General features: G+C 68.1%; 22 protein-coding genes and 1 tRNA gene. 7 read left to right on the plus strand and 16 right to left on the minus strand.

Annotated features, from left to right (window positions below):
* Genes C8D03_RS10170 through C8D03_RS10180 form a run of 3 tightly spaced genes read left to right on the plus strand, consistent with a single transcriptional unit; the run spans nt 1 to nt 2246 of the window.
* Nucleotides 1-765: an ATP-binding cassette domain-containing protein gene (locus tag C8D03_RS10170; RefSeq protein WP_108046152.1), complete on the plus strand. Its 765-nt coding sequence runs from the start codon at nt 1-3 to the stop codon at nt 763-765.
* Between the two features lie 4 nt (nt 766-769).
* Nucleotides 770-1699 (plus strand): nucleoside hydrolase, encoded by a 930-nt coding sequence (locus C8D03_RS10175; protein WP_181300845.1) that lies wholly within the window; start codon nt 770-772, stop codon nt 1697-1699.
* 25 nt (nt 1700-1724) lie between these two features.
* Entirely contained in the window at nt 1725-2246 is a 522-nt protein-coding gene (locus tag C8D03_RS10180; RefSeq protein ID WP_108046154.1) for a hypothetical protein, read from the plus strand.
* 80 nt (nt 2247-2326) lie between these two features.
* Here the strand turns inward: C8D03_RS10180 and C8D03_RS10185 are convergent, their stop codons facing one another.
* From C8D03_RS10185 to C8D03_RS10220, 8 genes are read right to left on the minus strand one after another with little or no spacing between them, the layout of a single operon-like run.
* Nucleotides 2327-3091 carry an ABC transporter ATP-binding protein gene (locus C8D03_RS10185; protein ID WP_108046155.1) on the minus strand — a complete coding sequence of 255 codons (765 nt, stop codon included), beginning with the start codon at nt 3089-3091 and terminating at the stop codon, nt 2327-2329.
* Nucleotides 3088-4101: a FecCD family ABC transporter permease gene (locus tag C8D03_RS10190; protein WP_108046156.1), complete on the minus strand. Its 1014-nt coding sequence runs from the start codon at nt 4099-4101 to the stop codon at nt 3088-3090. Before C8D03_RS10190 ends, C8D03_RS10185 begins: the two co-directional genes overlap by 4 nt.
* Before the next feature lie 48 nt (nt 4102-4149).
* Complete coding sequence (locus tag C8D03_RS10195) at nt 4150-5181, minus strand: iron ABC transporter substrate-binding protein (protein WP_108046157.1); 1032 nt, start codon at nt 5179-5181, stop codon at nt 4150-4152.
* Complete coding sequence (locus C8D03_RS10200; RefSeq protein ID WP_108046158.1) at nt 5168-5650, minus strand: SAM-dependent methyltransferase; 483 nt, start codon at nt 5648-5650, stop codon at nt 5168-5170. The genes C8D03_RS10195 and C8D03_RS10200 overlap by 14 nt, the downstream gene beginning before the upstream one ends.
* A 12-nt stretch (nt 5651-5662) precedes the next feature.
* Complete coding sequence (locus tag C8D03_RS10205) at nt 5663-6484, minus strand: molybdate ABC transporter substrate-binding protein (RefSeq protein ID WP_108046159.1); 822 nt, start codon at nt 6482-6484, stop codon at nt 5663-5665.
* Nucleotides 6485-6488: 4 nt separating this feature from the next.
* Nucleotides 6489-7367, minus strand: coding sequence for an ABC transporter substrate-binding protein (locus C8D03_RS10210; protein ID WP_108051472.1), 879 nt, complete (start codon nt 7365-7367; stop codon nt 6489-6491).
* A gap of 56 nt (nt 7368-7423) precedes the next feature.
* Nucleotides 7424-8146: an ATP-binding cassette domain-containing protein gene (locus C8D03_RS10215; protein WP_108051474.1), complete on the minus strand. Its 723-nt coding sequence runs from the start codon at nt 8144-8146 to the stop codon at nt 7424-7426.
* Between the two features lie 5 nt (nt 8147-8151).
* Complete coding sequence (locus tag C8D03_RS10220) at nt 8152-8853, minus strand: ABC transporter permease (RefSeq protein ID WP_465246437.1); 702 nt, start codon at nt 8851-8853, stop codon at nt 8152-8154.
* A 100-nt stretch (nt 8854-8953) separates the two neighbouring features.
* Here C8D03_RS10220 and C8D03_RS10225 point away from each other — a divergent pair, with 100 nt between their 5' ends.
* Nucleotides 8954-9850, plus strand: a complete 897-nt coding sequence (locus tag C8D03_RS10225; protein WP_248308419.1) for a helix-turn-helix transcriptional regulator — start codon at nt 8954-8956, stop codon at nt 9848-9850.
* 13 nt (nt 9851-9863) lie between these two features.
* On the opposite strand, the gene C8D03_RS26420 is transcribed toward C8D03_RS10225, so the two are convergent.
* Both C8D03_RS26420 and C8D03_RS10230 read right to left on the minus strand, forming a co-directional pair.
* Nucleotides 9864-10013: a hypothetical protein gene (locus C8D03_RS26420; RefSeq protein WP_181300847.1), complete on the minus strand. Its 150-nt coding sequence runs from the start codon at nt 10011-10013 to the stop codon at nt 9864-9866.
* 86 nt (nt 10014-10099) lie between these two features.
* The gene (locus C8D03_RS10230) at nt 10100-11236 is read right to left on the minus strand and encodes a DSD1 family PLP-dependent enzyme (protein ID WP_108046160.1); all 1137 of its coding nucleotides are present in this window, start codon (nt 11234-11236) and stop codon (nt 10100-10102) included.
* 150 nt (nt 11237-11386) lie between these two features.
* Here C8D03_RS10230 and C8D03_RS10235 point away from each other — a divergent pair, with 150 nt between their 5' ends.
* Nucleotides 11387-13207, plus strand: coding sequence for an ABC transporter ATP-binding protein (locus tag C8D03_RS10235; protein ID WP_108046161.1), 1821 nt, complete (start codon nt 11387-11389; stop codon nt 13205-13207).
* Between the two features lie 120 nt (nt 13208-13327).
* Here C8D03_RS10235 and C8D03_RS10240 read toward each other — a convergent pair whose 3' ends face one another.
* Nucleotides 13328-14647, minus strand: coding sequence for an MFS transporter (locus C8D03_RS10240; protein WP_108046162.1), 1320 nt, complete (start codon nt 14645-14647; stop codon nt 13328-13330).
* Nucleotides 14648-14699: 52 nt separating this feature from the next.
* A complete protein-coding gene (locus C8D03_RS10245) occupies nt 14700-15098 on the minus strand; it encodes a MarR family winged helix-turn-helix transcriptional regulator (protein WP_108046163.1) in 399 nt (132 codons plus the stop codon).
* Nucleotides 15099-15212: 114 nt separating this feature from the next.
* Here C8D03_RS10245 and hisE point away from each other — a divergent pair, with 114 nt between their 5' ends.
* Together hisE and C8D03_RS10255 are read left to right on the plus strand one after the other, a co-directional pair.
* Nucleotides 15213-15587 carry a phosphoribosyl-ATP diphosphatase gene (hisE, locus tag C8D03_RS10250; RefSeq protein ID WP_108046164.1) on the plus strand — a complete coding sequence of 125 codons (375 nt, stop codon included), beginning with the start codon at nt 15213-15215 and terminating at the stop codon, nt 15585-15587.
* A gap of 143 nt (nt 15588-15730) precedes the next feature.
* Nucleotides 15731-15807: transfer RNA gene (locus tag C8D03_RS10255), tRNA-Arg, on the plus strand.
* Nucleotides 15808-15826: 19 nt separating this feature from the next.
* Here the strand turns inward: C8D03_RS10255 and C8D03_RS10260 are convergent.
* The 4 genes from C8D03_RS10260 to C8D03_RS10280 form a co-directional block, all read right to left on the minus strand.
* Nucleotides 15827-16900: a tyrosine-type recombinase/integrase gene (locus C8D03_RS10260; RefSeq protein ID WP_108046165.1), complete on the minus strand. Its 1074-nt coding sequence runs from the start codon at nt 16898-16900 to the stop codon at nt 15827-15829.
* A 590-nt stretch (nt 16901-17490) separates the two neighbouring features.
* Nucleotides 17491-18363 (minus strand): hypothetical protein, encoded by an 873-nt coding sequence (locus C8D03_RS10270; RefSeq protein ID WP_146170137.1) that lies wholly within the window; start codon nt 18361-18363, stop codon nt 17491-17493.
* 52 nt (nt 18364-18415) lie between these two features.
* Nucleotides 18416-19630: an AAA family ATPase gene (locus C8D03_RS10275; RefSeq protein WP_108046168.1), complete on the minus strand. Its 1215-nt coding sequence runs from the start codon at nt 19628-19630 to the stop codon at nt 18416-18418.
* 8 nt (nt 19631-19638) lie between these two features.
* A complete protein-coding gene (locus C8D03_RS10280; RefSeq protein WP_108046169.1) occupies nt 19639-20577 on the minus strand; it encodes a hypothetical protein in 939 nt (312 codons plus the stop codon).
* Nucleotides 20578-20659: the final 82 nt, after the last annotated feature.

A 20659-nucleotide genomic window follows, 5' to 3' on the forward strand; every position in this document is an offset into this window, starting at 1 on the left:
ATGACCGACCCCACGCCCCTCCTTTCCCTGCACGGCATCGGCAAGAGCTACGGCCCTGTCGTCGCCGTGCACGAGGTCGATCTCGACATCTTCGCGGGCGAGGTCGTTGCGATCTGCGGCGACAACGGCGCCGGCAAGTCGAGCCTGATCAAGGTGATCTCCGGTGCCGAGGAGCCGACCGGCGGCACGATGCGCATGCGCGGCAAGCCGGTCTCGTTCGGCTCGCCGCATGATGCGCTGGAGCATGGCGTGGCGACGATCTACCAGGACCTGGCGCTCGCCCCGCGCCTCTCGATCGCCCAGAACGTCTTCATGGGTTCCGAGCTGACGAAGCCGGTGCTGCTGCCGTTCCTGCGCGTGCTCGACAAGAAGAAGATGATCGCGGAGTCGCAGCGCTACCTGTCGCAGCTTTCATCTGCCGTCACCGACATGACGCGCCCCGTGGAACGGCTCTCCGGCGGCCAGCGCCAGGCGGTGGCGATTTCCCGCGCGCTGCGCTGGAACGCCGAGATCATCATCATGGACGAGCCGACGGCGGCGCTTGGGGTCAAGGAAAGCGCGCTGGTGCTCGACCTGATCCGCAAGCTCAAGGCCGACGGGCGCACCGTCATCCTGATCAGCCACAACATGCGTGACGTGGTCGCGCTGGCGGACCGGGTCGTGATCATGGGAGCGGGCCGCAAATATGTCGACCGGCAGCTCGGCGATCTGACGGCCGACGACATCGCCCATCTGATCATGGCCGGCAATGCGAAGGCCGCCTGAGCCGATGCGCGAGCCGATCATCATCGACGCCGATCCGGGGCAGGACGACGCGGTCGCGCTGCTGCTCGCCTTCGCGGCCGGCGACAGGCTCGACCTGCGCGCGATCACCACCGTTGCCGGCAATGTCCCGGTCGCGCAGACGACGGCCAATGCGCTGCGCATCCGCGATCTCGGCGGTGCCGCTGCCGTTCCCGTTCATGCCGGCGCGGAGGGGCCGCTGGTCTTCCCGCTGGAGACGGCCGAGTTCGTCTGCGGGCCGGACGGGCTGGCTGGTGCCGACCTGCCGGCGCCTGCCGGTGCGGTGGCGCGGGGCCATGCCGTCGAGGCGATCATCGCGATCTGCCGTGCCGCGCCCGATGACGGCATCACGCTCTGCCCGCTCGGGCCGCTGACCAATCTCGCGCTGGCCTTCCGGCTGGCGCCGGACATCCTGCCCAAGGTCAAGCGCATCGTGCTGATGGGCGGGGCCATCGGGCTCGGCAACATGACGCCCGCGGCCGAATTCAACATTCATGTCGATCCGCACGCCGCCGCAATCGTCTTCGATTGCGGCCGTCCGATCGTGATGATGGGGCTTGGCGTGACGCTGCAGGCGATCGCGAGCCATGAGCAGGTCGCAGGCATCGGCGGGCTCGGCACCGCGACCGGAAAGGCGATCCACGGCATGCTGACGCGGCCGCGCCCGGGCGGACTCGGCACGGCGGGCCATCCGATGCACGACCCCTGCGTCATCGCCTTCCTGCTCTGGCCGGAGCTGTTTGCCGGTCGCGACTGCTTCGTCGAGGTCGAGACGGGCGCGGGCCCCTTGCGCGGGCGCACTACGATCGACTGGAACGGGCGGCTGAAGCAGCCGGTGAACGCTTATGTCGTGGCTTCCGTCGAGGCGCATGAGCTGTTCGAGCGGATGACGGCGCGTCTTGCCACCCTTCCCTGACGTCGCAGACTTGCGAGGATACGCCATGACCCATTTCGTCGAGGAATTGCGCGCGGACGCTGCCGCTGCCATCGCCGGCATGCGCGAGGCCGCGCTTGCGGCACGCCATCTCCATGCCCGCGCCGAGCTGATGCGGCACATGCTGACGACGGCGCGCAAGGTCGCGGGGAAGCCCAAGGCGGAAGCCGTCGAGACCGTCGTGCGCGAATGGATGGACGCCTGGAATCTCGACCGTCACGACTGGCCGCATATCGCGCGCGAGATGGAGAGCTTCACGGCGGCCTTCCACGACTATGCCAACCAGCCTTCGGACGGGCATGACGCGGCCCTGCGCGACAACTGCACGGCTCTGGACGAGGCGCTGGCGCGCGAGAACACCTCGATCTCGGAGCAGATGGCCTTCCGCTCGCAATGCGCCCATGGCTGGTGGGAGCTGGTCGCGCCAACGCCGGCGGACCTGCCCGGGGCCAAGCCGCGCCCGTCGATGCCACAGCCGCGCGCCGACGCGCCGTTCTGGGAGGCCGGCTGCGCCGATTTCTGCCGCTAGAGCATCTCCCGGTTCTTGCGCATTTTCTTCACGCGAGCCGGTGTCTGCTTCGCTCGAAAATGCTCTAGTAGGGCGTCGATCTATCCCGGCAGGAACGCCACCCGGCCGTCGCCGTCCCGCACCGTTTCGATGCTCACGCCGTAGAGCTGCTCCAGCCGGTCCGGTGTCAGCAGCGCATCCGCCGGCCCGCTCGCGAGCGCCTGCCCGTCGCGGATCATCATGACGCGGTCGGCATGGCGCAGGGCCTGGTTCGGATCGTGCGTGGTGAAGAGCACGCCGAGGCCTTCCGCCGCCAGCCGGCGGATCTCGCTCATCACGCGGCCCTGATTGCCGAAATCGAGGCTGGCGGTCGGCTCGTCGAGGATGACATAGGCCGGCTCCTGCGCGAGCGCACGGGCGATCAGCACGAGCTGGCGCTCGCCGCCCGAGATCAGCGTATAGGGCCGCTCCGCGAGATGGGCGATGCCGAAGCGCGCGAGCATGGCGTGGGCGACTGCATGGTCGCGGGCAGAGGGCGCGGCGAAGATATTGCCATGGGCGCTGCGGCCCATCAGCACGACCGCAAGCACCGTGAAGGCGAAGGTGCCGGCATGGGCCTGCGGCACATAGCCGAGCGCCCGCGCCCGCTGCGGCGGCGAAAGCGCCGCGAGCGGGGCGCCGTCCAGCGTCAGGGTTCCGTCGCGGGCCGGGAGCAGGCCGAGCAGCGTCTTCAGCAGGGTGGTCTTGCCGCTGCCATTGGGGCCGAGCAGGGCCAGAACCTCGCCCCGCGCGAGCGACAGGGCGATGTCGCGGCCGATGAGACGCTCGCGATAGCCATAGGCGAGACCGGAGGCTTTCAGGCTCACGACCAGCCTCCGCGCGACGATGCCAGCAGCCAGATGAAGAAAGGCGTGCCGATGACCGCCGTCAGGATGCCGAGCGGTGTCTCGACCGGGCCGGCCGTCCGCGCCAGCGTGTCGATGACGAGCAGATAGCCGCCGCCGAGGATCGCCGCCGTCGGCACGAGCTTGCCGAAGTCCGGGCCGACGAGGAAGCGGGCGAGATGCGGCACGACGAGCCCGACCCAGCCGATGATGCCGGCGGCGGCGACGCTTGCGGCGGTCACCAGCGTCGCGGCGACGACGATGGCGAAGCGCAAGGGGCCGGTGCGCAGGCCGAGCGCCCGCGCTTCCTCCTCCGGCAGCGACATCGCGTTCATGCGCCAGCGCAGCGCGACCAACGCGGCCGAGCCGAGCAGGACGGGGCCGAGCAGCGGCAGGAGATCGGCCTTCGACGTGCCGGCGAGGCTGCCGAGCAGCCAGAAGGTCATGGCGGGAAGCTGGTTGTAGGGGTCGGCCCAGTATTTCACCAGGCCGATGCCGGCGCCGAGCAGCGAGCCGACGACGACGCCGGTCAGCACCAGCACCAGCACCGGGTCGCCGCGCCGGATCGTGGAGCCGACCGCATAGACGGCCCCGACCGCGATGAGCCCGCCGATGAAGGCGGCGAGCTGGATCGCGAACAGCCCGAGCGAGAGATAGATGCCGAGGACGGCGCCCAGCGCCGCGCCAGAGGAGGCGCCGAGGATGTCGGGCGAGACCAGCGGGTTGCGGAACAGGCCCTGAAAGGTTGTGCCCGCCACGGCCAGTGCCGCCCCGCAGAGAAGGGCCGCGAGCACGCGCGGGCCGCGGATGTTCCAGATCACGGTCTCGATCTGCGGCGGCAGTCCCGATGGCTGGCCGCTCAGGCCGGACCAGAGCAGCCGCGCGAGATCGCCCGGCCCGATGGGAAACCGCCCCAGCCCGAAGGCGAGCAGGATGGCGAGGGCGAGCAATGCGAGCGCGATGGCGTTTCCGCGGAAGGGCGATGATCGCATGGGATCAGATGTGCGCCGGCGGATGCAGGCCGGGAATGGCTCGCGTCATCACCCCCGCCCCGCGAGGATGCGGTCGAGCTGCACGTCACTCGGCGTCACCTGATAGAACAGCGTGTGGAAATCGCGCGCGATCTTGCGGATGTCCTCGGGAAAGGCCTCCGGATAGAGGAGTTTCGCCAGCCACCAGAGACCGATCATGCGGTTGACGGAGGGCGGGAAATCGACCCAGCCGAAGGGCAGCTTGGGCGAGAGATGGACGCGGCCGGCCTTCACCGCCTTCACATCCGCCCAGGCCGGGTCGCTGCGCACGGCATCGGAGAAGGCGAGATCGATGGTGACGATCACCGCGGGGTCCCAGGCGAGGACCTGTTCGAGCGAGACCTGCGCCAGCCCGCTGCCGGGCTGGTCGGCGACATTGCGGGCGCCGAGGAAGGTTAGGGTCTCGACATTGATCGAGCCGCCGAGGCCGGTTTCGAGACCGCGCGGCCCGCGCGCGTAATAGACCGAAGGGCGCCTGTCGGCGGGGATGCCGGCGATCCGGCCCTGGATCGTCGCCATGGCGGTCTCGCACCAGATGGCCAGCGTCTCGGCGCGTTCGCTGCGGCCGGTCAGCCGGCCGAGGATGCGGTAGCTCTCGGGAATCGCGGCGAAGCGGCCGTCGAGCAGCGCATAGGGGATGCCGGTCTGGTCCTGAACGCGATCGGCAAGCTCGACATAGGTGCGCCCGGTCGAGCCTGCATCGACGATCAGGTCGGGCTTGAGCTGGAGCACGGCTTCGAGATTGGCGCTGTTGCCGCGGCCGGTGATGCGGCCGATCTCGGGCCGGTCGCCGATGCCAGGCAGCAGGAATTCCAGTTCTTCCGCCCGGTTGGCGCGGGGCCAGCCGAGCAGGAGATCGGGCGCCAGCGTGTAGAGCTGGATCGCGGCGGGCGGGCCTGCCGGGAAGACGCGTTGGACCTTGCCGGGGATCGCGACCTCGCGGTTGGCACTGTCCCGTACCGAGGCTGCGCGGGCGAGATGCGGGGCGGTGACGAACGAGCCAAGCCCGGCCAGAACCAGCCGGCGGTCAGGATTGCGCATGGCGCGGTCCCCGTTCCGCCGGCGCTTGCCGGCAATGATGCGGTTTGATGTCGAGCAGTGGCGTTCCGTCGAGGCAGTCGAGCCCGCGTACGAGGAGGGCGCCGTCCTCGACGCCGAGCAATCGCACGCGCGAGAGCGCGATCGGATTCGGCCTGACCGGCGAGCGCAGCGCGAAGGTGCCGAGCGGCTGGCCGCCGCGCGGGGTTTGCGTCACCAGATCGCGCCGCGCCAGATGCATCCAGTAGAGCAGGTCGAGCTCCTGGAAACCGTCGATGCCCGTCAGCGCGGTGCGCCAGGGCTCGTCGATCTCGACGCGGCAGACCGGACCGTTCTCGGCATCGCCCCGCCGCGGGCACTGGTCGCGCGAGGCGAAGGGCGTGCGCAGGCGTCCGATGAAGACGAGATGCGCGTCCTGCCGGTCGGGCAGGGGCGCGCATGTCTCGCCCGGCCGTGTCGCCTGCCAGTCCATCGCCGTCTCCGTTCAACCGTCCGTGCGCGGGAGCGTCGGCGCGGCGAAGCCATACCGTGCCAGGATCTCCTGCCCGTTGCGCGCGAGGATGAACATGGCGAAGCGCCAGGCGTTTGGCGAGGCCCCGGTCATGACGGTCAGTCCGTAATCGGCGCCGACGGCGAGCGCGGCAGGCAGGCGCACGAGCTTCATGCCGGGCTGCTCCTTCGCGATCGGCGCCGCGTTGGTGCAATAGGCCAGGAAGAGGTCGGCCGCGCCGCTGGCGAGGTTGTGGCCGTAGACATTGACGCCCTCGGGTGCCGGCGCGCTTCCGGGCCCGCCGGTGAGCTGCAGCGCCCTGGCTTCCAGCGCGGCCTTCGCGCCGGGCTTCACGGCCTCGGCCCGGGCGAAGACCTGGAAGGCGTAGTCGCCGGACGGGTCGGCGCGCGGTGTCGAGGTACCGAGCTTGATCGCCGGGTCGAGCATGCGCTCCAGCAGGGTCTCCGGCGTCACCGCCACCTCGGGCCGGGCAAAGGCGCAAAGCTCGTTGCGGGCGAAGAGCACGACGGGGCCAGCGAGCCCGGCCTGTGCCAGGGCGCGCGGATTGCCGAGATCGGCCGAGGCGAAGACCTCGGCGGCCTCGCCCCTGGCGATGCGGTCCTTCAACAGACCCGAGGCGCCGAAGGCGGGTTTCACCGCGAGCCTGCTCTGCGCGGTGAAGGCCTGAGCGACCTCGGTCAGGGCGGCGCGCAGGCTGCCGGCCGCATGCAGCAGCACGGGCTCCTGCGCCCGGGCGGCCGGTGCCGTCACGAGCCCAGCCATCAGGAGGAGGCCGGCGAGAAGAGGGTGGCGCATGATGTCACGCGCCTGCCTGCGTCGCGTTCGGGAAGAAGAGTTGCTGCCCCTCGATCTTGTAGTCGGCGATGGCCTTCTGGCCTTCCTGGCTGACGAGCCAGTTCACGAAGGCCTGCCCGTCATTGATCTTCACATGCGGATGCTTGGCGGGGTTCACCGCGATGACGCCGTACTGGTTGAACAGGCGCCTGTCGCCCTCGACGGAGATGACCAGATCGCCCCGGTTCTTGAAGGAGATCCAGGTGCCGCGGTCGGCGAGAACATAGGCGCCCATGCCACCGGCGGTGTTGAGCGCCGCGCCCATGCCCTGGCCGATCTCGCGATACCAGGCGCCCTTCTTGGCCTCGAGATCGACGCCCGCGACCTTCCAGAGCGCGAGTTCGGCCGCGTGGGTGCCCGACTTGTCGCCGCGCGAGACGAAGGGCACGCCCTTCTCGGCGATCTTCACCAGCGCGGCCGCGATATCCTTCGTGTCAGCGATGCCGGCCGGGTCGCTCTTCGGCCCGATCAGGACGAAATCGTTGTACATCACCGGCTTGCGCTCGAGCCCGAAGCCCTCGGCCACGAATTTCTCCTCCTGCGACCGGGCATGGACGAAGACGACGTCGGCATCGCCGCGCCGGCCGGTGTCGAGCGCCTGTCCGGTGCCCTGCGAGATGACGCGGACCTCGATGCCGGTCTTCGCCTTGAACAGCGGCAGGATATGGCCGAACAGGCCGGAATCCTGGGTCGAGGTGGTCGAGGAGACGGTGATGAAGCGGGCATCGGCCGCGCCCGGTGCGGAAGCGGCGGGCGGCGTCGCCGTCGTCGTCTGGGCGAGAGCGAGGCCGGTCAGGGCGGCTGAAAAGCCGGCGGCAAGCAGCAGGCGTCTGGTCAGGGTCATGGTCGTCTCCTGTGTGGGGGTGATTTCTTCGGGCTTCTTCTTGAACGCAACGGGTGTCACCAGATCAGCTCTCCGGCGAGGAAGGCGCGGGCCTCCAGCGAGGCCGGGCCGGCGAAGAAATCGGCGGCGGCGGCGTCCTCGATCAGCCTGCCGCGATGCAGGAAGAGCACGCGCGCGGCGAGGCGTCTGGCCTGGCCGAGATCATGGGTCGACATCAGGATGGTGATGCCCTCGGCGACGAGGCCAGCGAGCAGTTCCTCGATCTGCCGGGTCGCGGCGGGGTCGAGCTGCGAGGTCGGCTCGTCGAGGAAAAGCAGTTCCGGCCGCAGGGCCCAGGCACGGGCGATGGCGAGGCGCTGCTGTTCGCCGCCCGAGAGCAGCCGCGCCGCCTGAGCTGCGCGGTCGGAGAGGCCGAAGCGGGCCAGAGCCGCGCAGCTACGCTGGTGGCGTTCCGTGCCGGAGACGCCGGCCGCGGCCAACGCATGGGCGATATTGGACTCGACCGAGCGGCGCAGCATGATCGGCTTCTGGAAGACCATGGCATGGCGCTTGGCGCGACCCTCCGCGCCCGCCGACCAGCGGATCAGGCCCTCCTTAGGCACCAGCAAGCCGTGGCAGAGCCGCAGCGTCAGCGACTTGCCGGCACCGTTGGGGCCGAGCAGCACGGTCAGCCCGCCGGCGGGCACGCCGAAGCTGAGCCCGTCGATCAGCCTGCGGCCGTCGCCGAGGAAGGACACGGCTTCGACCGCCAGCGGCAGAATGGAGGCGATGTCACGCATCGGCTTCACCCGGCATAGCGGGCGCCGATGCGGCTCGCGCCGAAGGCGATGGCATTGATGGCGAGCGTCAGCGCGATCAGGACGAGGCCGAGCCCCAGCGCGAGCGGAAGGTCGCCCTTCGAGGTCTCCAGCGTGATCGCCGTGGTCATGGTGCGGGTGTAGCCGGCGATGTTGCCGCCGACGATCAGCACCGCGCCGACTTCGGCGCTGGCCCGGCCGAAGCCCGCCAGCAGCGCCGTCGCCAGGGCGAAGCGGCCGTCGAAGAGCAGGGTCGGGATGGCGCGGGCGCCTTCGAGCCCGACCGAGCGCAGGTGGTCGCGATACTCGTCCCAGAGGTCCTCGACAGTCTGGCGGGTGAGCGCGATCACGATCGGCAGGACGAGCAGGACCTGGGCCGCGATCATCGCCGTCGGCGTGAAGAGCAGGCCGAGCGGCCCGAGGGGACCCGAGCGCGACAGCAGCAGGAAGACGAACAGCCCGGCCACGACGGGCGGCAGCCCCATCAGCGCGTTGAGGCAGACGATGACCGCCGAGCGGCCGGGGAAGCGCGCCAGGGCGAGCGCCGCACCGAGCGGAAGGCCGACCAGCGCGGCGATCAGAACGGCCGTCAGCGTCACCCGCAGCGACAGGCCGACGATCGCCAGGAAGCCCGGATCGAGCCCGACGACCAGCGCGAATGCCGCCTTGAAGATCGCTCCGAAGTCCAATGTCGACCACTCCCGCGCCTGCCAGCATCCTGCAAAGACTTGTATTTTCTAGAGTTCAATGCGACCAAATGCCAATTACGGAATAGGTGCAGATCAGCGCATGGCGATGCAGGATCAGATCTATCTGACGACCGAAGAGGCGGCTGGCTATCTGCGGCTGAAGGAGCGCAAGCTCTATGAGCTGGTCGCGAGCGGCGGCGTGCCCTGCACCAAGGTCAGCGGCAAATGGCTGTTCCCGCGCGCGGCGCTCGACCGCTGGCTGGAAGCCGGGCTGGCGCGGCCGGAGGGCATGCGGCCCACCAGCCCGCCGCCGATCATCGGCGGCAGCCAGGATTCCCTGCTGGAGGTCGCGGTGCGCGATTCCGCCTGCGGGCTCGCGCTGCTGGCGGAGGGTTCGCATGCGGGGCTGGACCGGCTGGTGCGCGGCGAGGTCGCGATCGCGGCGATCCACCTGCACGCGACCCCCGATGACGACGAGGCCAACCCGGTCGCGATCCTGGCGGAGCCGGGCCTGTTCGACGCGGTGGTAATAGGCTTTGCCCGGCGCGAGCAGGGTTTGCTCGTGGCGCCGGGCAATCCGCTCGGCATTGCGGGGGTCGCCTCGGCGGTTGCGCAGCGGGCCCGCTTCGCGCGGCGCCAGAAGGGGGCGGGAGCGCAATTGCTGCTGAACAGCCTGATCGAGCGCGAGGCCGTGCCGGAACAGGCGATGGTCCTGGCTGAGGGCATCTGCGCCACGGGTCAGGATCTGGCACTCGCCATCCGCACCGGCCGCGCCGATTGCGGCATCGCCTCGCGCGCCGTCGCGGGCGCCTTCGGGCTCGATTTCCTGCCGTTGGTCTGGGAGCATGTCGATCTGGTGATGCGCCGCCGGACCTATTTCGAGCCCGCGACGCAGACGCTGCTGAGCTGGATGCGCGGCGAGGCGATGACAGCGCGGGCAGGCGAACTCGGCGGCTATGATCTGTCGTGGAGCGGGGCGGTGCGGCTGAACCGATAGGGCCAAACGGCCGTCAGCGCCGGAGCGCGGTTTCCCGCTCGGCCGCGGCCTCGCCGAAGGGCGCGACCTGCCAGTCCCAGCTTTCATCGGTTGGCGGCAGTTTTGTGCCGCGCATCAGGCCGAACCGCTCGAGCACGGCGCCTTGTCTGTCGCGCTTGACCATCTCGACATTGGTGAGCAGGACGACGCGGCAGGCGATGCGCCCGAGGTCGTCAGCCGGACGCGAGTTCGGCGAGCAAAGCCCGGTCGTCAGGTCAGGGCGCCCCGCGCCGCCACGGGCCAGAGCGCCTCGACATGGGCGTCTTGCGTATGGAGACCGCGCACGCAGACATACCAGTCGTGCAGGTTGACGGTCGGGTCGCAATGGCCGGGGACCAGCAGCAAACGGTCACCGCGATGGGGCAGGGCGATCGGATCGCCCGTCAGCACGCCATGCTCGTCGGAAGGCTTGGTGTAGACCACGCCTTCGCGCCGGAACGGTGTCGGCAGCCCTGAATCGATTGCCGCGGCCTTGTGGCCGGCATCGACCACGGCGCGGTCCGGCACCGGCTTGCTCATCACCCCGGTCAGGATGAAGAGCGAATGTTCGAAGGTGCGGAAGGGCGTGCCGTCGGCCTGACGGTTACGGGCATAGTCGGCGTCCATGAAGATGTAGGAGCCGGCCTGGATCTCGTTCCAGATCCCGGACTGGCTCTCGATCTCGAAGGTGCCCGTGCCGGCGCCGCTGACCACGCCACAGGCGAGCCCGGCCTGGGCCAGCCGCTCGACGGTGTTGCGGGCACCGAGCCCGGCGCGCTCGATCGCCTCGCGACGCTCGTCGATCGAGCGCATGTGCTGGGCGGTGCCGTGATAGGCCTGCAGGCCGCCGAAGCGCAGCGTGTTGCTGCGCGCGATCGCCTCGGCCAGGCGCACGGCGGTTTCGCCGGGCGCGACGCCGCAGCGCCGGCCGCCGACGTCGATCTCGACGAGAACGTCGAGCACGACGTCATGACGGGCCGCGGCTTCCGCCGCCTCGCGCACCCCGTCGAGATGGTCGACACAGAGGCTGATCTTCGCCTGACGGGCGAGCCTGGCCAGCCGGTCGAGCTTGGCTGCGCCCGCGATCTCATTGCTGACGAGCACGTCGGTGACGCCGCCCTCGACGAGGATTTCCGCCTCGGAGACCTTCTGGCAGCACTGGCCGACCGCGCCATGGGCGATCTGGCGCAGCGCGATCTCCGGGCTCTTATGGGTCTTGGAATGGGGCCGCAGCCTGACGCCGTGGCCCTGCGTATAGGCGGCCATGGTGACGAGATTGCGCTCGAAGGCGTCGAGGTCGAGGATGAGGGCCGGGGTGTCGATCTCGTCGAAACTCTGGCCGGCCTGGGCCGGCGGATGCAAGGGCATGGGCTGTCGCGCTTTCCTGAATCAGTGGCGGCCATGGGACGCCAGCTTCTTGTCTGGAGCAAGACCCCGGGAGCGAATGGCGCGCGGCGAATGGAAGCCGCCCTCGTTCGCCACTCGCCACTCGCCACTCGCCATGATACGTCGCGCGCCATGAAGATAGGCCGCGTTACCGACGATACGTTCGCGCTTCTCCTCCGCGTCTGGCGCGAGCAGGTCAAAGCCTATCTGCCGCAGATGGCGATGATCATGGCCCTGGTGGTGGTGATCGCGGCGACGACGAGCTTCTATCCGTTGCTGATCAAGGCGGCTTTCGATGCCTTTGCCGATCCGCTGACGGCGGAAGCGACCGGCTTCGTGCGCCGCATGGAGCGCCTCGTCTCCAAGTCGATCGGCATCGAGATCGGCGTCGTCAATGCGGTTGCCGTCGTCGTCGTCCTCGTCACGGCGGTGAAGGGCTTTTCGCTGCTGGCGCAGACGGTGATGACCAACAGCGTCGTCAGCCGGATCGAGGCCGACATGCAGACGGCGCTCTATTCGCACCTGATCCGCGCCGACCTCGCGCAGCTTCACCGCGAAAACCCGGCCTCGCTGACGCAGCGATTCACCACCGACTTCACCTTCGTCAAGGAGGCGCTGACGCGGCTGATCAACATTGCCGTGCGCGATGTGCTGACGGCGGTCGCGCTGGTCGGCGCGATGTTCTGGATCGACTGGCAGATGACGCTGGTGGTCATGCTGATCGCCCCGATCGTGGCGCAGCCGATCGGCAGGATCGGCCGCAAGCTGCGCCGCATGGCGACCTCGCAGCAGGAGCAGACCGGGCTGATGGCGAGCCTCGTCACCGAGAGCCTGCAGGGCGCCCGCGCCGCCAAGACCGACACGCTCGAGCCCTATCTCGAACAGCGCGCCGCGGCGGCCTTCGAGAGCATCCGCGCCCTGAAGATGAAGGCGGCCAACGCACGCGGCCGGCTCGACCCGCTGCTCGAGGTCGGCGGCGGCATGGCTGTGGCCGGCGTGCTGGCGGCGATCGGCGTCCGGATCACCTCGGGTGGCTCGACGGTCGGCGATTTCACCGGCTATGTCTCGGCGCTCCTGCTGGCGGCCCAGCCGATGCGCTCGCTCGGCAACCTCAACGCCATCGTCCAGGAGGCCGGTGCCTCGCTGAAGCGCTATTATGCCCTGCTCGACGAGCAGCCCGAGATCGTCGAGCGGCCCGACGCCAGACCACTGCAGGTTGGCGCGGGCGAGGTCGCGTTCCGGAATCTTCGCTTCCGCTATCGTGACGATGCGCGCGCGCTCGAAGGCATCGACCTCGTCGCCGAGGGCGGCAGGACGACGGCGCTGGTCGGCCGTTCGGGCTCGGGCAAGTCGACGCTGCTGGCGCTGGTGCCGCGGCTCTACGATCCCGCGGAAGGCCGCGTCGAGATCGACGGGCAGGACCTGCGCGAACTGACGCTCGCCTCCCTTCGCGCGCAGGTCGGCGTCGTCAGCCAGGACGTGGTGCTGTTCGACGACACGGTGCGGGCCAATATCGCCTTCGGCCGGCCGGGTGCGAGCGAGGCGGAGATCGTCGCCGCGGCGAAGGATGCCGCCGCCCACGACTTCATCATGGCGATGCCGGAGGGCTATTCGTCCTCCGTCGGCGAGCGCGGCCAGAAGCTCTCCGGCGGCGAGCGCCAGCGCGTCGCGATCGCCCGTGCCATCCTCAAGGACGCGCCGATCCTGCTGCTCGACGAGGCGACGAGCGCGCTCGACGCCGAATCGGAGCGTCTGGTGCAGCAGGCGCTCGGGCGCCTGATGAAGAACCGCACCACGCTGGTCATCGCCCACCGGCTCTCAACCGTGCGCGAGGCCGATCTCATCGTCGTGCTGGAAGAGGGCAAGATCGTCGAGACCGGCAGCCATGAGGCGCTGCTGGCCCGCGACGGCGCCTATGCAAGGCTGCACCGGCTGCAGTTCATCGAGGATTGAGGCGCCTCACCGAGAGCAGGATGCGAAAAGCGGAAACCGGCTTTTTGCTTGAATCCCGCTCTCGCTTTTTGATGAGAGACGGAAATCATCCGGCTCTTGCGGGGGGAAGCGCCTCGCGGATCAGGCGGCGACCCTGGCTGCTCTGGCGGGCATGGCCGTTCCGCGCAGCGTGACCGAGAAGGCGGCTGCGAAGAGGCAAAGCGCGCCGGCGATGAAGAAGGCCGGCAGATAGCTCTCATAGACCGTACGGCTGAAGCCGGCGCCGTAAGCTGCAAAGGCGGCTCCAAGCTGATGTCCGGCGAAAATCCAGCCGAAGACCAGGTTGGACTTGTCGCCGAAGCGGTCGGCGGCGATTTTCACCGTCGGCGGGACAGTCGCGATCCAGTCGAGGCCGTAGAACACCGCAAACAGCGAGAGTCCGTAGAACGAGAATTCGGTGAAGGGCAGGTAGAGCAGCGACAGCCCGCGCAGACCGTAATACCAGAACAGCAGCCAGCGGCTGTCATAGCGGTCCGAGAGCCAGCCGGAACCAACCGTGCCGGCGAAATCGAAGATGCCGATCATCGCCAGCACGCCGGCGGCCGTCACCGCTGCCATGCCAAAATCGCTGCAGAGCGAGATGAAATGCGTCTGGACCAGCCCGTTGGTGCTGGCGCCGCAGACGAAGAAGGTGCCGAACAGCACCCAGAAGGTGTGCGTGCGCGAGGCCTCGCGCAACGCCAGCAGCGGCGACATCAGCATGGCGCCCATCCCGCCCTGCTGTGCGGGGGCCGGCACGATCGCATCCCCGCCATAGGGCGCAAGCCCGACATCGGCCGGCCGGTCGCGCATCAGCACGAGCACGACGAGCGCGGCGAGGACCAGCATGACCAGGACGAAGACGAGCGCGCTGCGCCAGCCGAGCTGCTCGGTGAGACTGGCGAGCAGCGGCAGGAAGACCAGTTGCCCCGTCGCGCTGCTCGCCGTCAGCAATCCCAGCACAAGCCCGCGTCTCGCCGAGAACCAGCGCGTCGCGACGGTCGCGCCAAGCACCATAGCGGTCAGGCCCGTGCCGAAGCCGACGACGACGCCCCAGAGCAGCACCAGATGCCAGAGTTGCGTCATCGCGAAAGAGCCGAGGATGCCGGTCGCGATCAGGATGAGCGCGACGCTGGCGACGCGGCGAACGCCGAAGCGGTTCATGAAGGCGGCGGCAAACGGCCCCATCAACCCGAACAGTAAGAGGCGCACGGCCAGCGCGGAGGAGATGTCGGCCGTTGCCCAGCCGAATTCGCGTTGTAGCGGCCCGATCAGCACGCCGGGAGCACCGACCGCGCCTGCGGTGACGAGCATGGTCAGGAAGGTCACGGCGGCGACGATCCAGCCATAATGCCAGCCGCGCCGCGCCATTGCGGCGGAAAGTCCGGTGGCGGGGCCGTCAGTGGCGGCGAGCGAGGGCATGGCGGGCTCCTTTGCGGGTAGATGCCCGCATTGTGATGAAAAAAAGGCGATTTCAAAGGACGTTTAGGGCGGCGCGAAGACTTTCGGCATGGTCCGGGCCGAGGCGGGCCTCGATCTGGCCCTGGACGCTCTCCCAGAGTGGCGCTCCGGCGTCGAGAACCCGGTGTCCGTCCGGCGTCAGCGTGACGGTGGCCTCGCGCTGGTCCTTGCCGCGCCCGACCGCGAGGAGCCCCATCCGCTCCAGGACGCGGACATTGCGCCCGATCGTCGAGCGGTCGAGTTCGGTCAGCCTGCCGAGTTCCGTCAGGGTCAGTGGTTCCGCGCGCCGGACACTCCTGAGCAGGCTGAACTGCGCGATATTGACCCCGACCGGCTCCAGCGCGGCGTCATAGGACGCTGCGATGCGGCGCATGGCGGCGCGCAGGACGGTGCAGTAGCAGGGGCTGCTCATAGTGCGGGTATATGCCCGTGATGGGATGTTTGCAAGGCCGGCGAGCAGCGCGGCCGAGGCCGAGGCCATCCGTGCTGTCATCAAACCCTCACGAGCGGCGCGGAGTCTCCTGCGATGGCTGATTCGATCCTCCGGCTCCATATGGCGGTGCTGGTCGCGCGTTCGTGCGATCCGGCGCTGTCGCGTACCGCGCGGCTCGCGGCCGGTGGCATGCCCAAGATCGCGAAGAAGCTCGCCGAGGAGGCGGTCGAGGTCGCCCTCGAGGCCGTGCAGGGTGACCGCCACCGCACCGTCCTAGAAAGCGCCGACCTGATCTACAATCTCGTGGTGCTGTGGAGCGAGATCGGCATTGTGCCTGCGGATGTGTTTCGCGAGATCGACCGGCGCGAGCAGCTCTACGGCATCGCCGAGAAGCTCCCGAAGAGCCGGGCCAAGCCGAGCCCGCGGCCGGTGCGCGGACCCTCGGCTCTGGCGATGGTCAAGCGCTAGCCCCGCCAACCGTCGCGAAAGCGCCGGCATCCGCCAGCCGGCGAAACTTTCCGACGGCTGCGACTTTCAGGGTTGCCAAGACGAGGGAGAGCGGCTATCTCCCCCGACATCGGGCCACACGCCATGCGCTGTGGTCCCGATAGGCGCCCGTAGCTCAGCTGGATAGAGCATCAGACTACGAATCTGAGGGTCAGAGGTTCGAATCCTTTCGGGCGCGCCATTCTTTTCAAAGACTTAGCTTAAGTATCGGGATCGATAATCCGGCCGGTTTGCAAACGGTTTGCAAAATCCGTTGCCGCGGCGTTCTCGAACTTGTCGATTGCAGCCTCCGCGAGGGCTGCGGTTCGGCTTAGATACTTCTCCAGAATCGTCGCCACCGTCTTGAGGGAGTGGCCGGTGATGGAGGCGATTTCCGGCACGGTGCAACCGGCCTCGGCAAGCATCGTGATGGCCGTGCCACGCAGGTCGTGGAAGTGAAGATCTTGAAGGCCGGCAGCGTCGCTGGCTTCCTTCCACTGGTCCGAGAAGTAGCGCTTCTTCCATGCCTTCCCTGTAACCGACGTCAGAATGACCGTCGCGTCGCGGGGCATTGCGTCGAGCATTGCCCTCAAGGCACGCGTGCAGGGGATGGCAACGACCACGTTACCCTTGGATTGGCGGATACGTAGGATTTTACCATCGTAGTTGGTCCAGGCTGCGCGAAGGATGTCGCTCAGACGCTGCCCGGTGTGAAGCGCGAGAATTAGGGCACGCTGCATCTCCAGGGGCGCCACCGCCATGAAGGCGCGGATATGCCCCTCTAGCCAGAGGATATCTGACCGATCGGAGGAATACAGGCGCTTGAAGCCGAGGATATGGTTGGTCTTGAGCTTCCCTCGGTCGACCGCCCAGCTCAACATCGCGGAAATTGTCGTAAGGCGGTTGTCGCCCTCACGTTTCCCGGAAGCGCGCACGATCTCGTCGCGCCACTCCAGGAGGTCCTCCTTTACGCGCTGGTCGTCGAGAGCCTTGATGGGCATAGAGCCGAATCTCGGCTCCGCCTTCGTCAACATCCGCTTATATTCCGCCTGGGTTGAGGCGGCGAGCTCGGCGAACTCCACCGAACCTGTGTAGGCACGGACGAGGTCGTTGAAGGTGCCTTTGGGGCGTTGGATCGTGGCCTGCTGAGCCTTTGTATAGGTAGCCAGAAACTGGGCTGTCCCAGGTTTGCCCTCCAGCTTTTCCCCGGTTGCGCGGTGGTAGTGGTACGTCCGGAAGGTCCCGTCTGCGAGACGCTTACGGACGGTGTTAACGCCCTTCAGCTTCACGCGCACGGCGCTGCCTCCACTGGTCCAGAGGATTTGCAGCTTGGGCGTGGGCGCCCACGTCCACAGCGGCCGGGGAGATGATGATGGCCCCGTCTTCCGTGATCTTTACCTGGCCGATCGGCAAGCCGGCCGCGAGGACACCCGCGACGGCACGCTTCACATCCGCTTGTCTGAATGGGGTTTTTCTAGCCATGGTCATAACGACCGAGGCTCTTGACCGCGGGTTCTACCCGGTTACTGTTTTCCGACATCCCGAGAGCTCACAGAATGAGCATCGGCCGAAGGCCGATGCGGTTCCGTGCTCTCGAGTTCAGGCTAGGGTTTGCACATACCTAGCAAGGGAGGCGTTACGCGGTTCCGGGCGCACTACCTGCGGGCGCACTCTGGCTGGCCCCTTCTCGCAATCCACTCACCACGCCCCGGCATGCCCTGCGGCTGACGGAAGCGGAACCTTCGGCGGGCATTGCTGCGTGTTTCGACAGCTTAACCGCCGTTTGGAAGGCTGCTCTTCCTTCCTAACACTCCCGGTGCAACATCGGACGGGCCATGATGTCCCGTCCGAATCGATGAGCTTCAGAACATAGCACGAACGCGACTTATTTCGTAGCGGTAGTCGTGTTTATCAGGCGCTGTGCTTTGTAGCCCTGGTTGAGGGCAACCCAGCCCCAGGCCGGACGATCGGCTGCGGCATCGCGGACGACGAAGTCGTGGACGATGTGCTCGACGATGGTCAGCAGGCGCCCACCATCGCGGCGCGGCTTGAAGACATAGAGTTCGTCGGCCCGGCTGACGCGTTCTGCCTCGCCGGTGTTGTAGCCGGTGAGGCGCATGGCTTCGCGCGGGTCGAGACCGAGGTCGGCGCAGTGCTTTCGGCCTGTAGGAGACGAGATCCAGCGGCCGAGGGCCGCCGGACTGAGTCGCTCATGAAGCTCCTTCTCGAAGGTGATGAGCGAGAGCCCCTGCGGCAGGACGACGCGGATGACGCGCGGGCGGGCGTCGATCGGCGCGCCCGGGATCGGCTTGCGCGAGGGGTGGATGAGGACGAGGCGCCAGTTGTCGTAGCCCGGATCGCAGGCAAGGCCAGATTCAGCCTCGTACATGCCGGCATAGCGCTCGAGGTTGATGTCCTCGATCCGGGCGAGCGCGTTCTCGGACGCCGTCGCGGAGATCTTGAACAGCGGCAGCGCGAAGCGCCGCGCCAGGCCGTGGAGGCCCGTCGGCTGGTCCGGCGCTTTCAGCGTGTCACCGGAGCCGGCGACATAGACATAGGCGACGTGGCCGGGCTGGTAGGCCTCGGCGAACTCCGGGTCGAGGAAGGTATGTTCGGGGAGCGGCGCGAGATCCTTGCCGCCGATGGCGGGCCAGCGCGTCTCGACATAGTGCGTGACGGCGGCCGTGCTGCCCTCCTCGCGGATGCGGCGGGGCGTCGCCGGGATGGCGTGGCCATCGCTGTTCGTCATGGTCATCATGATTTTCATGTCCTGTCGTCCTGGGCTTCCCGGGGGCATTCCCGTTTTCGCCTCAATCCCGTTTCCTCTCTTCCTTCGCGACCGACTGGATGAACCCGATCGGCCTCCTTGCGGCCTCCTTGCTTGCCAGCAGGACCTGCTCGGCGCCGCGGATGTCCGCGGCGACGAGGTGCCGCCGCCCCGCTTCACAGGCAAGGCCCATGGCGATGGGCCACAGCCGCGACAGCATGCGCGGATTGTGGCGGACGCAGGCCTTAAACAGCGTCGTGTCTGGCTCAGCGAAGCTGCCGCCGACCCGCAAATTCGACTCCTGGAAGATGCTCAGCTGGATCGCGAGCATCTCGGCGTCCTTCAGCTCGACCTGGAAGACGATCAGCCGATCGACGATGCTGTCGGCCAGGGGATCGAGGCTGTTGGCGGTCGCAAACCAGAAGATGTGGTCGGCCCTGACCGCCAAGTCGACGAACTCGTCGACGAAGCGGGCAGCGTTCTCGCGCTCCAGAAGCGAGTGCAGGACATTCGTGGGGGTCTCGCTCGGGTTGATCGGCGAGGCCTTCTCGATCTCATCGATGACAATGAGCGGACAGGCATGGCTGCCCTCGATCAGAAGTTTTGCGACCTTGCCGGGGCCTGAGGACTTCCAGACTGGTGTCAGGCCTGAGAAGGCCGAGCCCCGATCCGTCATCAGGTTCATGGCAATGACCTCCGAGGGGACGCCGAGCGCATCGGCGAGTTGCCGGGCGTAAAATGTCTTGCCGATTCCAGGTGCGCCGACCACGACGGCGGGATCCAGCCGCAGCGGCGTTCCGGTCGCCGCGCTCAGGCCAGCCGCCCGAGCAATCCAGGACGTCACATCCCTGAACTGCGGGCAGATCGCATCGAGACCGTTGATCCGCGCGATCATCGCCTCATCAGCGATAACGAGCTTGCGCCAAGGCCCGCGCTCGTCGACATGCATGCGCCTCCACAATCGGGCCTGACGCGACTGAGCTGCGTCCTCGTCGTTGCCCACCTCGGCAGGATCGCCGACGAAGCCATCGCCAAGACCGAGACGGCGGGCCAGGCGGTCGGCATCATAGATTTCGATCGCCGGGCCGGCAGGTACCAGTGCGCCGTCAGGCGATACCGCCGGCTCATCCAGCGGCTCTGGCGATGAGCTTTCGGGACGTTGCCCTTGGAGATGGGCAAGCAGGACTCGGTTCTTATGGTCGCGCCAGCTCTCGACGTGCTCGGCGTCGTCGAAGGCGGTTGGCGTCACGCTGCTCATGACCGGGCTCACAGCTCAACGCCGCCGAGAACCGTCACGAAGGGCGGTCCCTGCCGGGCGATACGACGCCCGACGCCGATCGCGATCTCGACGAGCGCGCGCATGGAATCAGGATCGGATAAGCGCTCTGAGATGAGCCGTTCCACCCCCATCTTCACGACGAGGTCGTCGGAGCCGCGTGCTGGCCAAAGCCCGATACGGCAGAGCCGTGCATAGGCGAGGATGAGGGCGCCACGCCGCGCCGCATACCAGAACGGCCCCGGCTCCTCGGCGTCCGACCAGGCTTCGATCGCGGCGAAGAGCTGCCGTGTACCATCAAGCAAGGCGCTCAGATCGGGAGGCGCTTTGAACCAGGTCTCCAGGGCATGAGCATCCTCGATGTGGTAGACGCCGGCACCCGTCTCGGTCTCATCCCGCTCCGGCAGGACGGCGCCGCAAAAGCGACGCGCCGCCATCTCCATGCCGACAGGGACGCGCCCGCCTAATGTGAGCCGCATGCCGCCCGGGCGATAGGTCGCTCGTAACGCCCGTTTCATGAGCGCTGGATCGTGGCGGCCGTCGCCACCGCCGTACTGCCGGGCCCGCTGCTGCGCGACCATAGCCTGAGCGAAGTCATCCTCGGGGGCGCTCGGCGGGACCAGCAGCATCGCGATCTCGCCGGCATGAGCGAGGATCGCAAGCGCATTGGCGGTATCGACCCGGTCCTCGAGCAATAAGGGATCGACCTCGGCTAGCGCGAGGAAGCGCTCGTATTGCTGCGCATGCAGCAGCGCCCGGCCACGCAGGTCGAGCAGCGACGGCAGCCGCTCCAGCAGCGCGGCATGGCGCTCCAGCGTGTCAGGCCTCTCCGGCAGGAGCATGTCGAGCGCAGCGAGCTCGTCGATGACGGGCATGCTGCCGGTCGTGAAGACGAGGTCACGCAGGGACGGCGCGGTGTTGTCGGTCATGATCTGGATTGTCCTTGGGGTCGGCCTGTCCGCCCCTTCACGGTCCGCCCCGTCATGACGAAAGGCGCGCCATGTGGGCGCG

It is taken from the genome of Bosea sp. 124 (assembly GCF_003046175.1).
Classification (GTDB): domain Bacteria; phylum Pseudomonadota; class Alphaproteobacteria; order Rhizobiales; family Beijerinckiaceae; genus Allobosea.